Source organism: Singulisphaera chitinilytica (assembly GCF_049331405.1).
Taxonomy (GTDB): domain Bacteria; phylum Planctomycetota; class Planctomycetia; order Isosphaerales; family Isosphaeraceae; genus PoT.
This window is the reverse complement of the sequence record NZ_CP186275.1, coordinates 265,230-278,324: the sequence shown is the minus strand read 5'-3', so window position 1 is coordinate 278,324 and position 13,095 is coordinate 265,230. Positions and strand designations below refer to the sequence as shown.

The window sequence follows — 13,095 nt, the reverse complement described above, 5'->3', positions numbered from 1 at the left end:
ACGAAGGGGCGTGGGAGATGGCCGGGGAGCAGGGGGGTGGCTCCCGGCCCGGGGCGGCGGTTTTCCTGTTATCCCGCGCCGGGCTCCGCGACTAACCGAGGAATCGCTCGAGATGTCCTCGAATGAAACGGCGAGGTCGGACGTCTAGAGTTCGTCGGGAGGCGAATAGGCGTTGAGACGTGAACGGATCTTCAAACAATCAATGCCTTGCGTTATCTGGGGTGGGCCACAAGCGATGGGGAATCGATCGGAACTCGAGCCCGAGACCTGGGTGGAGCGGCACGGCGACAGCCTCTACCGGTTCGCGATCCTGCGAGTCGGGGACCCGGAGGTCGCGGCCGACCTGGTGCAGGAGGCCTTCCTCGAGGCGCTCCGGACCCGGGACGCCTTCGGCGGCCGATCGTCGGTCCGAACGTGGCTCATCGCCATACTCAAGCATAAGATTCTGGATCACCATCGGAGGTCGGGCCGAGAGCGTCGCCGGGAGTCTCGCGAGCCGCCCGAGGGGGGAGCGACGGCATCCGGGCCCTTCGACCGCCGCGGCTCGTGGCGGCCGGCGCCGTCGGCCTGGAAGAGCGACCCGCTCCGGGAATACGAGCGGCTGGAATTCTGGGAGGTCCTGGGGGGATGCATCGCGGAGATGCCCCCCCACCTGGCCGACGTCTTCCTCGACCTCGAGGTCGAGGGGGCGAGCCGGGAATCGATCTGCGATGACATGAACATTTCCATGGAAAACCTGTCCGTGCGGCTCTACCGGGCCCGCCTCCTCCTCAGGCGCTGCCTGGAAATCCGCTGGTTCCAGGGACGGACGGAGGGTCGCGGGAGCCCCGCGCCCCTCGCCTGGTCCGCCCCCCCGCAACACGCGCCCGAAAGGATCTGAAGACGTGGAGAATCGCGACGATCGAGATCGCAAATCCGGGGCCCTCGAGGCCCTCTCCTGGATGTGGGCCTCCTGCGAACGCGTGGCGAAATCCGAGGCCGGGTCGCTGGACGGGCCACGACCCCTCTGGGAGACCTGGTCGGTGAATGCCCATCAACTCTATTGCCCGGGATGTCGGCGATTCCGGAAGCAGTCCCGGTCGTTGACGAGGGCTCTCCGCCTACTCCGCTCGAGGGGGGAGGGGGGCGAGAAGCTCGCGGCGTTCTCGCTGCCGGCGGATATCCGCCACCGCCTCGAGGTGGCACTCAAGGACGCGGACGATTCCTGCCACGGCCCCGACGCCTCGGGACCCCCCGCGACGCCCCCCTACTGAGGGCCTCGGGAATCGCACCGCGTTGACGACGCCGAGATTCGTCGAACGGGAATTTATCATATCTCTATCATAAAAGTCCGCTAGACGCGACGAAGCCTCGCCCCCGAGGCTTCGTCCCCGACCACCGCGCGCATTTCGCAAGCCGCTCGCCATGGGCGCGAGGCCGGCGAGGGGGGCGTCCGCCCGGGGATCAAGGCCGCCGTAAGACGGCCCGGGGAGACGCTGCGCCCCGGGGTTGCAGCCAGAGATCGGGATCATTATATGAGCAAGAGGATCATATCGTGAAGAAATCAGTGAAATTTTACGTGAAGAGGGGCCTCGGGCTCCTCTGCGGCCTGGGCCTCGCCGCCCCGGTCGCGGGGGCCGAAACACCCTCGCGACCTCTTTCGGCCCAGTTGACCGGGCTGGGGCGTCAGGCCCTGCTCGCCCGCAGCGACGAGGACGCCGAGCGGTTCTTCCGCAAGGCCCTGGAAATCGACCCGGGGAACGGAGAGGCCAGTCGGCAGCTTCAAGCCCTGGTTGGGACGCGGCTCGCCTCGTCCAAAACAGGGCAGGGGACCGAACCTGCCCAGGGCTCGGCCACCATCGAGGAAGCTGAGCGCACCGCCGAGGTGATGCGGCAGCAACTGGCGGCCGACATCCGCCAGCGCGAGCAGGCGGCCCGCGACCTCGTCGCGGCCGGCCAGCCCGAGGCCGCCCTCAACGCCCTCCGGCTCGCCCAGACGGTGGTCCGGTCCTCGACCGCCGTCGGCGAGCCGGATCGCCTCGCCCTCGACCGCGAGATCCAGGCCCAGCTCATCGCGACGGTACGGGCTGAGGAGCGGATCGTCCAGGATCGCGCCGAGAGGCTTCGAGTCGAAGCGGCGGCCGAGCAGCAGGTCCGAGCCCAGGACCTGCTGACCCGCAACCACGACACGGTCAGCACCATCATGATCCAGTTCGACAGCCTGATGGCCCAGGGCCAGTACAACGTCCTGTTCAACGGCGGCACCGGCGACATCGTCGCCACCACGGCGCCGTTTTACGAGGCCCGCCTGCTCGCCCAGAAGGCCCGCGCCCTCGTGCCGGACGACCCGACCCCCCGGGCCGGCGTCTTCGTCGCCTCGACGACCGGGTTCCTCGCCCAGGAATTGGCGTATGAACAGCTCAAGGAGTTCCGCTTCATGCTCTCGATGCAGGACGCGGAGCGAGCCGCCGTCCCGTTCCCGGACACGATCACGATCGAGTACTCCGACGCTGACATCTGGCGGACCCTCTCGGAGAAGCGGATCAGGCGCTACGGCAAGGCCGTCGACTTGCTCGACCGCGACCCGAAGACGAAGAACATCATCGAGAAGCTCAACGAGCCGATCACGATGTCCTTCCCGAACGAGACGCCGTTCGAGGAAGTCCTGAAGTACATCAAGACGGCCACGACAGGGGCCAATGACGCGGGAATCCCGGTCTATGTCGACCCCGTCGGCCTGCAGGAGGCTGAGAGGACGATGTCCTCGCCGGTCACCCTCGACCTCGAGGGCGTGCCGCTGAGGACGACGCTTCGCCTGATCCTCAAGCAGCTCAGCCTCACGTACACGGTCAAGGATGGCCTCCTGACCATCACCTCCGAGCGCGCCGAGGACACCCCGACGGAGATCCGGGTCTATCCGGTCGCCGACCTCGCCATCATCCCGATCTCCCTCATCCGTGGAGGCGGCGGCGGCGTGGGCGGGTTCGGCGGTGGCGGCGGCCTCGGCGGTGGCGGCGGCCTCGGGGGCGGCGGCGGCCTCGGCGGCGGTGGCGGCGGCGGGCTCGGAGGAGGAGGAGGCAACTTCGGCGGATTCCAGTCGGTGCCGCCCGGCGGACGAATCTCGCGTCGATCCCCGGCGCCGGCTGCTTCAGAGGGTGGGGGCCCAGGATCGGCCATCACGAGATCGGACCTCAAGGTCAATTGATCAATACCTACGTGCGAACGTGTTCGAAAACGACTTCGTTTCGGGTGAAGGTATGCCGTGCCTCTGATTCACGGCAAACGAAAGGGGGATGTTATGCGTCCGATGCTCGCGAGATTGCTCGGAGTGACCGGCCTGGGTTTCGCCCTGTCGGGTGTCATGCCGCCGAGTCCCGCGAAGGGCGTCGAGCCCGCGAGGGAAGCCGTCGCGAATCCTCCGGCGGCGGTGGACCTCTTCGACGGGGTCCGTCGCGGGGCGATCACCGTCAGCGCGGAGGGCTCGGGTGATGGCCAGATGACCCTCTCCGTCACGAACCGCTCGTCGCGATCGCTCCGCGTCGTCCTGCCTCCGGGCCTCATCGCCTCGGGGGCGAGCGGGCAGTTCGGCGGCGGCGGATTCGGAGGGGCCGGCGGCGGCGGCGTGGGCGGTGGAGGTGGCGGCGGCGGGTTCGGGGGTGGAGGCGGCGGCCTGGGAGGTGGCGGTGGCGGCCTGGGAGGTGGCGGTGGTGGAGTTGGAGGCGGTGGCGGCGGGTCTGGCGGCGGAGCGAGTACGCTTCCCGCGTCGACCGGCATGCTGATGCTCGGCCGCCTGATCATGAATCTCGTCGGCGATCGCGATAGCTGGGATATGCAATCGTTGAACTCATCGGGGGCGCTCGGGGGTGGTCTCGGCGGCGGCGGCCTCGGGGGCGGTGGGGTAGGAGGGGGAGGCGCAGGCGGCGGATTCGGCGGAGGGTTCCGCTCGTTGCCCCCCGCCGGCCCGGCCTCCGCGGTGATTCGACCGGGGCAATCCCGCAGGTTGCCGACGCGGCTTGTGAGCCTCACCGGCCCCGGTGCCGACGCTGGCCTCGTCTCGCCCAGGCGGGGGGAGCCCCTCCGGATCCTCGATGTCGACGCGGTGGAAGGGATCAACCCCAGCCTTCGCGAGGTCATCAAGCGCCTGGCCGAGGAGAAGACGCCCGAGACGGTCGCTCAACTCGTCCTCTGGCATCTCGGCCAGGGGCTCGACTGGTCCAGGTTGGAGGAACTCGCCGAGGGCTGGGCCAACCGGAATGAACTCACACTTGCGCGACAGATCGTGGATCGCCTGAAGTCTCGGGGAGGCCCGCGCCCGGACCTGGAAACGGCCGTGTCCTACTTCGAGATCGCCTCGAAGTTGCCGGGGGATCGACCGTCGGTCCTGGGGCTCCGGAAGGTCCTCCAGGGCAAGACCATCCTCGGGCTCGCGTCCCGCGAAGGGATTCCCGACAGGCCCGAAGGGCCGGCCCTGGCCAGCCGCGTCGAGGTCGATGGGTGCGCGGCGTCGGTGCGGATCCTCGCGGCCGATGAGGCGGGGAACGCCTGGGTCGAGATGGGCGAATTCTCCATGCCCCTCCTCGCGGAGGACGGGACCGCGCGAGGGGCCGCGGAACTGGCCGATGCCTGGGCCGAGCTTCTGCTCTCGCGGATGGTCCGGGCCCAGTTCGTGCGCGGGGCGAGTGGCAAGGATCATGATGTGATCCGGATCGAAAACCGGAGCCCGATGGTGCTCAAGGGGCTGACGCTAGACGGGCGGAAGGCCCCGCCCGGGGCCCGACCCTCGACCCTGATCGGGATCAGCCTGCCCCCCAGGAAAGGGATGAGCGTCTCCGTGAGTGCCGAGGTGGTGCGACGCCTCGGGCTCAGGCAGGGCGTCCACGTCTCGGCCGCGAACCTCAGCGGCCTCTGAGAGTCCTACGGGTGCGCCTCGCGGCTTCGAGGATCACGAGGATTCGGACGGGGTCGGCGAGGTGGGCCTCCGGGGACGGATCATGGTGAAAGTCATCATTCATGATCCGTTCACGGAGGCCTTCTTTGAGCCTTGCAGTCGTCCAGGGAAGATCCCGCCACAACTCATGAACCGAGCCGCGCTCGTCCGAGATCGGGGCGATCCCCGGCGGTCACGCATCGACCACGACGTCGTCGACGCGATGGGCCTGGCAGCTCAGGATCAGGCCGTTCGCCCGGTCGGAAGGGTCGAGGGCGTCCTCGGCGTCCATGACGACTCGGCCGGAGAGGAGCCGGATCTTGCACTGGCCGCAGATGCCGGCCCGGCAGTCGTAGTTGATGGCGACCCCGAGGGCCTCCGCGGCCTCGAGCACCGTCCGAGCGCCGGGCACCGGGGCCGATTTCCGCGAGCGGCTGAACGTGATCGTGGCGCCGGAGGAATCAACATCGAAGACCTCGCGGGCCTGGCTCTCCGGCTGGTCGTCGGCGACAACGCGGCCGGGGGACGCGAACGACTCCGTCCGGATCGAATCGTCGGGCACGCCCAGCTCGAGGAGCATCCGACGGGCCGGGTCGGTCATCTCGGCGGGGCCGCAGAGGTGGACCCTTCGCGAGGCGATCTCCGGCACGAGCCGGGCCAGCATGTCGGGATTGATCCGCCCTCGCTCGCCGGCCCAGGCCGGGCCCTCCTCGCGGGTCAGGGTGACGGCGACATGCAGGTTCGGGTGGCGGCGCCGGAGGGCGTCAAGCTCCTCGCGGAAGATGATGTCCCGCTCCGTCCTGGCGGAGAAGACCAGGTGGATCTCGCCCGGCCAGCAGAGGTCGGTCAGGTAGCGAATCTTGGACATCAAAGGGGTGATGCCGACGCCCCCGGCGATCAGCACGAGGCCGGCGGACTCGGCCCCCGTGAACGTGAACCGGCCGGCCGGGGCGATCACGTCCAGCAGGTCGCCCACGCGGACGGCGTCGTGCAGGTGGCGCGACGACAGCCCAAGGTCCTCCCGCTTGACCGTAAGCTCGCAGTAGCCGACCCGGGTCGGCGGCGAGGCGATCGTGTACGACCGGCGCACCTTGCGGCCGTCGATCGTCAGCGCGAGGTTCAGGTACTGACCCGGCAGGAAGTCGAACGGCAGCCGGGGCCCGTCGGGGGAGGTGAGCCGCAGCGTGCGGACACCGGGGGTCTCGTCGAACACCCCGGCGACGCGCAACGATCCCTCCCAGGGTTTCGACCGCGCGAGGGGAGCGACGGGCGGGGATGCGTCCCGATATTTGCGAGCGTCCGAGCGCAGTTGCCGGTAATGGGCGACCAGGCGATAGAGGAAGAGCAACCCCAGTACGACCCCGAACGCGGCGGGCCGGCTGAGGTCGGCCTTGACGAGCATGGCGAAGTGCAGGACACCGGCCGTCGCCGCGAGGTAGGCCAGCCGGTGGAGGGCCTTCCACCGCGAGGGCCCGAGGCGCCTGATCATCGCGTCGGTCGAGGTCGCCGCCAGCGGGATCATCAGGACGAGGCCGACCATCCCCACGAGGAGGTACGGCCGTTTGACGACCTCCGAGGCCGTGTCGGCGAGGCTCCCGTCGCGGTCGAGCGCGAAGAAGAGGAGGAAGTGAAGCGCGGCGTGGAAGAAGGCGTAGAGGCCGAGCATCCTCCGGAACTGGCCGAGCCACCCTTGGCCGGTGAGCCGGCTCACCGGAGTGACGGCCAGCGACAGCAGGAGGAAGATGAGCGAGAGGATCCCGGTCGTCCGGATCGCGAAGTTGACCGGATTGGCGCCAAGGTGTTTGTTCCAGGCGTCCCAGCCGAGGAGGATGACCGGCACGGAGCCGTTGAGCAGGACGACGGTCCTGGTGAATCGATCGACTTTCAAGGGCGGCGTCCCCTCCCGGCCCGGACGCATCCGGGTATTTTGATGCTAGAAGTCAGCCCGAAGGTCCATCCCGGCGTAGAGGTGGGCGACCTGTTTGGCATAGCCGTTGAAGAGGAGTGTCTTGCGCCGGCCCCACTCCCCGATCCGCTGCTCGGTCGCCTGGCTCCACCTCGGGTGGGGGACGGCCGGATTGACGTTGGAGTAGAACCCGTATTCGGACGGGGCGAGGGCGTTCCAGGTCGAGGGGGGCTGGTCCTCGGAGAGCGTGATCTTGACGATCGACTTGATCCCCTTGAAGCCATATTTCCAGGGGACCACCAGGCGCAAGGGGGCGCCGTTCTGCGCCGGAAGCTCCCGGCCGTAGAGGCCGGCCGCGAGGATGGTGAGCGGGTGCATCGCCTCGTCCAGCCGCAGGCCCTCCACGTACGGCCAGCTCAGCACCGAGCTCTTCTGCCCGGGGAAGCGGTCGGCGTCGACCAGGGTCTCGAACGCGACGTACCTGGCGTTGCCCATCGGCTCCACGCGGTCGAGGAGCCGGGAGAGCGAGAACCCGTCCCAGGGGATCACCATCGACCAGCCCTCGACGCAGCGCATCCGGTAGACCCGCTCCTCCAGCGCCCCGAGCTTGAGGATCTCGTCGAGGTCGAAGACCTTCGGCTTGCGGACGAGGCCGCCGACCTCGACCGTCCAGGGGCGCGAGACGAACCCGACGGCCGCCGCCGCGACCCCCTCCTTGTCGGTCGTGAACTCGTAGAAGTTGTTGTAATTACCGACGCGCTCCAGCGGCGTCTTCGCCTCCTCCGTGCGGAAGCCGCTGGCGAGATCGTCGGGCTTCCCGGTGCCGGCCGCCAGGTCGCGGAGGGGGGCCGTCTCGATGGACTCCGAACCCGGGCGGTTCAGCCTCCGGTAGACCGCGGCCGTCGTCGCCAGGCTGGCCGCGGCGGCTCCCGCCCGCATGAAGGCGCGGCGGTTGAAGTAGGCCTCGGGCGGGGTGATCTCGCTGGAAGGGATCCGGTCAGGTCCCGGCATGGATGGAACCTCGATTCGGGGATGGGCGGCGACCGACGGACCGATCGACGATATCAGGGGCGTTCGAGGGGCCACGCCCGCATCGCGCCCCCGCCGGGCCTTGCCGTGCGGCTCGTTGTTGGCATCCATCGGTCCGGAAATGGCGATGGGCCTTGCGTGAGGCGTCGGTGACCGGGATCTCAACGCGCCGGGGCCGCACGATCGGCACTCGAACCCGTCGTCTTCGCGGCGGTCGCGTTCGGCGCCCAGGGGAGGTCGGCCGCCTGATAGACTACGCCGGTTCGCTTGTCCTGGACGAACGCGGCCAGGCGGAGGTTCGAGGGCTTCCACGCGGGCTCGATCTCGAACGCGAACTTCTGGATCGAGGCCGCGTTCCCGTCCAGCTCGATGAACGCGTACTTCGTCCGACGCGCCGGGAATCGGGCGACGAGCGACTTGCCCTTGTTCTCGCCCGAGGGGATATCGGTGACCACCCCGTCCTCGCGGAGCACCGCGCAGACGAGGAGCGGCGCGTTCTCGACCCTGGGCGACTTGCTCGTCACCTTGATCGAGGCCGTCCCCGATCGCCCGTCCCCCTTGACGTCGAGCGTGACGTCGAGCCCGACGGCGGGCTTCTTCGACTGGGCCCGTCGGATCGCCGCCTGGGCCGCGGCCGGGTCTCGACCGTTTATGGTCTCGACGCCGTCGATCATGAGCATGGGCGTGTAATAAAGCCCGTACTCGGGATTCTTGGGCCCTTTGTAGATGTCGTTATAGGTCATCTGCCGCTGGCTGTAGAGCGGATCCGAGAAGACGTCGACCCAGGGGTCGTTGAAGTAGTCGACGTGGAACGCGATCGGCACGACGCGACGATCCTTCTCGGCCAGGGCCCCGAGGATTTTCTCGGCCGCGGGGCACATGTCGCACCCTTGCGACGTGTACAGCTCGACCAGGACCATGCGCCTCGGTTCGGCCCGGCCCGACTCCTGGCCGGAGACGCCCGTCCCGAAGACGACCAGCGATAGCATCGAGTAGAGCAGGGGGTTGGCGACCCTCACTTTGGCGTACTCCCGTGTTGGCGATGTCGGACCAGGGGGGGCGGCAGCCCGGGGCGCACGCCCCGGGCTGCATCGAGACTTCGACCCTCGAGCCGGGTCAGGGCTTCTTCTCGAGTCTTCGCAGGGCGGCCAGCACTTCGGCGGGCTCGGCCCTCTTCCGGTAGTCGGCGTCCACGAACGCGTAGCGGATGATACCCGAGCCGTCGACGATGTATGTCACGCCGAGGGGAAGCTCGCCCGAATCGTCGCCGTTGTGCTTCGCCAGGTCGAGCCGGCCTTTGAACTGATCGGCGACGACCTTGGGGAGCTTGTAGGCGATCCCGAAGGCGCGGGCGACCTTGTTCCCCCGGTCGCTCAGCACGTCGAAGTCGAGGTGGTTCTTCTCGGCCGTGCTCAGGCTGTTATCGGGGGTCTCCGGCGAGATGGCGACCAGGTTCGCGCCCGCCGCGCGGATCTCGGGCAATCGCTTGTGGAAACCTCGCAGGGCGATGTTGCAGTAGGGGCACCAGCCCCCCCGGTACCAGGTGATGATCACCGGGCCTCGGGCGAGCAGCTCCGAGAGCTTGACCTCCTTGCCCGTCGCGTCGGGAAGCTCGAACTCCGGGGCCCGGTCCCCGACCTTCAACGCCTTCTCGACGATACCCGCCTTGCGCAGCTCTTCGATCCCCTGCTCGTAAACCCGGATCCGTTCCGGCGGGGCGTTCTTGGCCGACTTCTCTCGAAACTCATCGAGTTCCTTCCGCACCGGGGCACCGCCAGGAGCCGCGCCCGGCTCCTGGGCGGCGAGGGTTGCGGCGGTCGCGAACGCGGCGACCGACGCGAAGAGGGTCATCAAGATCGTCGGGGTGCGACGGCTCATGTAGGTTATTCCTGGATATTTTCCTATATCGATTCTGGCGCGAGGTCATGGGCTCTCGCGCCAACGGTCTAGATTCGAGGCGGGAGGCCGCATCCTGCCGGCCACAGCATCAGGGGAGGAGTTTCCCGCGCTCGACCAGCAGGAAATGGCCCGGGAACACCCGCGCCTTCACCTCGACGTTCTTGAAGTGCGTCCCATCGCCGAGGAAGGCCTTCTTGCCGTCGCCCGTCTGGACGTAGTGGTAGAGCTTGCCGTCGTTCGCCTCCAGGTGATGGAGGTGGCCGAGGGTGCAGGAATGGGGGAGTTCGGCGACGTTCAGGCCGCACTGGCACTTGTTCACGCCGACAAGCGTGGCTGGCTTCCCGTCCTCGTCCCGGTATCGCAGCAGGTCGACCCCGACGTCACCCTTCGCCCCGGAGAGCGAGTCGATGTGCAGGAGCGAACCCGACACGAGCAAGCGTCCCTTGATGGACACCGGGGTCCCCGGCTTCACGTCCTTCAGGAACCGCTGGTTCTCGGGCGTCTCCAGGAACGCATAGACCCCGTCCCTGGTGACGAGCGCGCGGGCGGCGACCTCCTTGACGGTCGCCCTGGCACGCGCCTGATCGGCGAGTTTCTTATCCTTGAGGGCCCGAGGGAAGAGATCGAAGACGTCGGCGACCACCCCCTGTGCCTCGAAAGGCTTGACGAGCGGCCCATCGGCCGCGTTTGCGGACTTGAACGAGAGGGCGAGAGTCAGGGCGATCACTCCGCCGAGGAGGCGCTTCATTCGGCTTTCCTTCCGTCATTGATGTGCATCGAGAGTGGGGGAGAAACCTCTGGCGTTGCCGCGGGGCGACCCGCATCCGTTACTTCGCCCCGTCCATCTTGCCTTTCTCCATGGAGCCGCCTTCCATCTTGCCGTCGCCCATGCCGCCGTCCATCTTGCCCTTCTCCATGGAGCCGCCTTCCATCTTGCCCTTCTCCATGGAGCCGCCTTCCATCTTGCCTTTCTCCATGGGGCCGCCGTCCATCTTGCCTCCCTGCGGTTCGTCGGTGGAGCAGCCGGGCATGACGGCGAGAGCCAGCAGGAGCGTGGCGGCCAGGGGCTTGAGTCGAGAGGAGAAAAGCATCGGGTCATTCCTGTGGAAATGTGAGTCAGGGTGCGAGGATGCGACCTGTATCCAGAGTACGGGGAATTTTTTAAGGCGATTCCCATACCGCACGCCGCAGAGACGCTGACTCAAGCACGCAAACCCTTACCAGGACGAGGAATGGAGTTTCCTCGCCGGCCGAACGTCTCATCAGAGATTTGATGGGAAAGGGGGGCAGACCCACGAAGGTTCGTGGGTGCTACGAGGGTTCGTGGGGAGGCCGCGAGAGGCCGAGCTTCTTCAGCCGGCTCCGCAGGGTGTTGGGGTGGAGCCCGAGGACGGCGGCGGCTCCTCGAGGGCCTTCGATGACCCACCGGGCCTGGCGGAGCGCCTTGAGGATGTGACCGGTCTCGACCTCCTCGAGGGAACTGAGGGAGCCCGAGGTTTCCGCGACGGGTGCCGGATCGGGGAGGCCGAGGACCTCGGGATCGAGGTCGAGCGTCGGGCCTTGCGCGAGGATCACCCCCCGCTCGATGACGTTCTCCAGCTCCCGGATGTTCCCCGGCCAACGGTACGCCCCGAGCCTGGCGAGCGTGGCCGGCTCGATCCCCTCGAATCGCTTGCCGACCCGGCCGGCGTATTTCTCGAGGAGGAACCTGGCGAGGAGCGGGATGTCCGAGGCACGATCGCGGAGCGGCGGGAGCTGGATCGGGAAGACGCCGAGGCGGTAGTAGAGGTCCTCCCGGAACTTCTGCTCGCGGACCGCCTTCAGCAGGTCGCGGTTGGTCGCGGCGATGACCCGCACGTCCACCCGCCTCGGCTCGGCCCCGCCGACCGTGTCGAACTCGTGCTCCTGCAGGACGCGCAGGAGCTTGGCCTGCGTCTCCAGGGGCAGCTCGCCGACCTCGTCGAGGAAGATCGAGCCGCCGTCCGCCAGCTCGAACCGGCCGACCCTCCGGGCGATCGCGCCGGTGAACGCCCCCTTCTCGTGGCCGAACAGCTCGCTCTCCACCAGCCCGGCGGGAAGCGCCGCGCAGTTGATCTTGATCAGGGGCTTGTCCGCGCGCCGGCTTTCGGAATGGACCGCGCGGGCGATCAGCTCCTTGCCGGTGCCGGTCTCGCCATAGATCAGGACGGTCGCATCCGTGGGGGCGACGCGGCGGACCTTGTCGAGCACGGAGATCAGCGCGGGGCTCCGGCCGACGATCTCGTCGAAGTTGTGGGCCGCCTTGATCTCCTGCTGGAGGTACCGGTTCTCCTCGGCCAGGCGGGCGCGCTCGGCCTCGGCCAGCAGCCGGTCGGTGACGTCGATCCAGGTCGAGTGCACGGCGCGGATGGCCCCGTCGTCGCCCCGCATCGGCCGCATCCAGAGGTTGACCCAGAGCGGGGCCCCGTCCCGCCTCCGCATCTCCAGCTCCAGCCCCGAGATCTCCTCGCCGGCGAGCCCGTCCCGGAAGGCTTCCTCGGCCCTGATGCGGCCGCTGGGCGTGTCCGCGAAATGCTCCATGATGCCCGAGCCGAGCAGCGATTCGGCGGGATAGCCGAGCAGCTCCGTCGCGGGGCGGTTCACGCTGATCGTGCGGAGGTCCGTCCCGAGCGACATATAAGCATTCGGCGCCTCTTCGTACAGCTCGCGGTAGCGGCGTTCGCTCTCGACCAGCCGCCGCTCGACGCGCAACCGCTCCAGCTCGACGGCGGCCCGGGCGGCGAAGATCCTGAAGATGAAGAGGCGCCGGGGCTCGGGCGGCATGGGCCGCTCGTCGAACACGGCCAGGTGCCCGAGGACGTTCCCCTCGCCGTCGAGCAGCGGGACGCCGAGGTAGCTCTCGATCCCCAACTCGGTCAGCCCCCGATCCTCGGGGAACTTCCCCCGGACCCCGAGCGGATGGTGGCAGAGCCCCCCGCGCACCACGTCCTCGCAAGGCGTCCCCGCGAGCCCGAATTCGATGTTCGGGAGGATATCCCCCCGACCCCAGTACGCGAGGGTCCTGGCTCGCGTCGCGGACCCGGCGAACTCGGCGACGAAGGCGAAGCTGACTCCGATCGTGGACGCGAGGTGCTTGACGAGGGAGCCGAAGAAGTCCTCCCCCGTGCTCCGCGCCGTCCCCTCGACGATGGCCCGCAGCGCGGCGATCTCGTCGTCAATGGCCGGCGGAAGCGTCTTCATCCCGTCTTCCACCATCAGGCCGCCGGCGATCGCTCGGATGCGACCGACATCGCTCACGCAGGCGCCGACCCGTTACCGGCGAATCGTTCCCTGATCCGAAGACGAGTCGAGGCAGCCCTTTATTCGATCCGGGCGC

The 13,095-nt window shown here is 68.4% G+C and carries 11 protein-coding genes; 4 read left to right on the top strand and 7 right to left on the bottom strand.

The features are described 5' to 3' along the window. Window positions 1-235: 235 nt before the first annotated feature. The 4 genes from ACOYYX_RS39235 (at window position 236) to ACOYYX_RS39220 (ending at window position 4,888) form a co-directional block, all read left to right on the top strand. Window positions 236-880: a sigma-70 family RNA polymerase sigma factor gene (locus ACOYYX_RS39235; RefSeq protein WP_422931811.1), complete on the top strand. Its 645-nt coding sequence runs from the start codon at window positions 236-238 to the stop codon at window positions 878-880. 4 nt (window positions 881-884) lie between these two features. Beyond that, complete coding sequence (locus ACOYYX_RS39230; RefSeq protein WP_422931810.1) at window positions 885-1,253, top strand: hypothetical protein; 369 nt, start codon at window positions 885-887, stop codon at window positions 1,251-1,253. 281 nt (window positions 1,254-1,534) lie between these two features. Continuing rightward, window positions 1,535-3,184, top strand: coding sequence for a hypothetical protein (locus ACOYYX_RS39225; protein WP_422931809.1), 1,650 nt, complete (start codon window positions 1,535-1,537; stop codon window positions 3,182-3,184). Between the two features lie 93 nt (window positions 3,185-3,277). Then, window positions 3,278-4,888: a hypothetical protein gene (locus tag ACOYYX_RS39220; RefSeq protein WP_422931808.1), complete on the top strand. Its 1,611-nt coding sequence runs from the start codon at window positions 3,278-3,280 to the stop codon at window positions 4,886-4,888. Window positions 4,889-5,099: 211 nt separating this feature from the next. Here ACOYYX_RS39220 and ACOYYX_RS39215 read toward each other — a convergent pair whose 3' ends face one another. The 7 genes from ACOYYX_RS39215 to ACOYYX_RS39185 form a co-directional block, all read right to left on the bottom strand. Further along, window positions 5,100-6,794, bottom strand: a complete 1,695-nt coding sequence (locus ACOYYX_RS39215) for a ferric reductase-like transmembrane domain-containing protein (RefSeq protein WP_422931807.1) — start codon at window positions 6,792-6,794, stop codon at window positions 5,100-5,102. Window positions 6,795-6,839: 45 nt separating this feature from the next. Next, on the bottom strand, window positions 6,840-7,823 hold the full coding sequence (gene msrP / locus ACOYYX_RS39210) for a protein-methionine-sulfoxide reductase catalytic subunit MsrP (RefSeq protein ID WP_422931806.1): 984 nt from the start codon (window positions 7,821-7,823) through the stop codon (window positions 6,840-6,842). A 179-nt stretch (window positions 7,824-8,002) separates the two neighbouring features. Then, on the bottom strand, window positions 8,003-8,860 hold the full coding sequence (locus tag ACOYYX_RS39205; protein ID WP_422931805.1) for a DUF1223 domain-containing protein: 858 nt from the start codon (window positions 8,858-8,860) through the stop codon (window positions 8,003-8,005). Between the two features lie 97 nt (window positions 8,861-8,957). After that, entirely contained in the window at window positions 8,958-9,719 is a 762-nt protein-coding gene (locus ACOYYX_RS39200) for a peroxiredoxin-like family protein (RefSeq protein WP_422931804.1), read from the bottom strand. 109 nt (window positions 9,720-9,828) lie between these two features. Then, complete coding sequence (locus ACOYYX_RS39195; RefSeq protein ID WP_422931803.1) at window positions 9,829-10,488, bottom strand: hypothetical protein; 660 nt, start codon at window positions 10,486-10,488, stop codon at window positions 9,829-9,831. 79 nt (window positions 10,489-10,567) lie between these two features. Further along, a complete protein-coding gene (locus tag ACOYYX_RS39190) occupies window positions 10,568-10,831 on the bottom strand; it encodes a hypothetical protein (RefSeq protein WP_422931802.1) in 264 nt (87 codons plus the stop codon). A 220-nt stretch (window positions 10,832-11,051) separates the two neighbouring features. Beyond that, on the bottom strand, window positions 11,052-12,959 hold the full coding sequence (locus tag ACOYYX_RS39185) for a sigma 54-interacting transcriptional regulator (RefSeq protein ID WP_422931801.1): 1,908 nt from the start codon (window positions 12,957-12,959) through the stop codon (window positions 11,052-11,054). Between the last annotated feature and the right edge of the window lie 136 nt (window positions 12,960-13,095).

Excerpts from the sequence above, each read along its gene's own strand:
- ACOYYX_RS39235 (WP_422931811.1), top strand. The coding sequence starts at position 236 with ATGGGGAATCGATCGGAACTCGAGCCCGAGACCTGGGTGGAGCGGCAC.
- ACOYYX_RS39220 (WP_422931808.1), top strand. The coding sequence starts at position 3,278 with ATGCGTCCGATGCTCGCGAGATTGCTCGGAGTGACCGGCCTGGGTTTC.
- msrP (WP_422931806.1), bottom strand. The coding sequence starts at position 7,823 with ATGCCGGGACCTGACCGGATCCCTTCCAGCGAGATCACCCCGCCCGAG.
- ACOYYX_RS39200 (WP_422931804.1), bottom strand. The coding sequence starts at position 9,719 with ATGAGCCGTCGCACCCCGACGATCTTGATGACCCTCTTCGCGTCGGTC.
- ACOYYX_RS39195 (WP_422931803.1), bottom strand. The coding sequence starts at position 10,488 with ATGAAGCGCCTCCTCGGCGGAGTGATCGCCCTGACTCTCGCCCTCTCG.
- ACOYYX_RS39190 (WP_422931802.1), bottom strand. The coding sequence starts at position 10,831 with ATGCTTTTCTCCTCTCGACTCAAGCCCCTGGCCGCCACGCTCCTGCTG.
- ACOYYX_RS39185 (WP_422931801.1), bottom strand. The coding sequence starts at position 12,959 with ATGAAGACGCTTCCGCCGGCCATTGACGACGAGATCGCCGCGCTGCGG.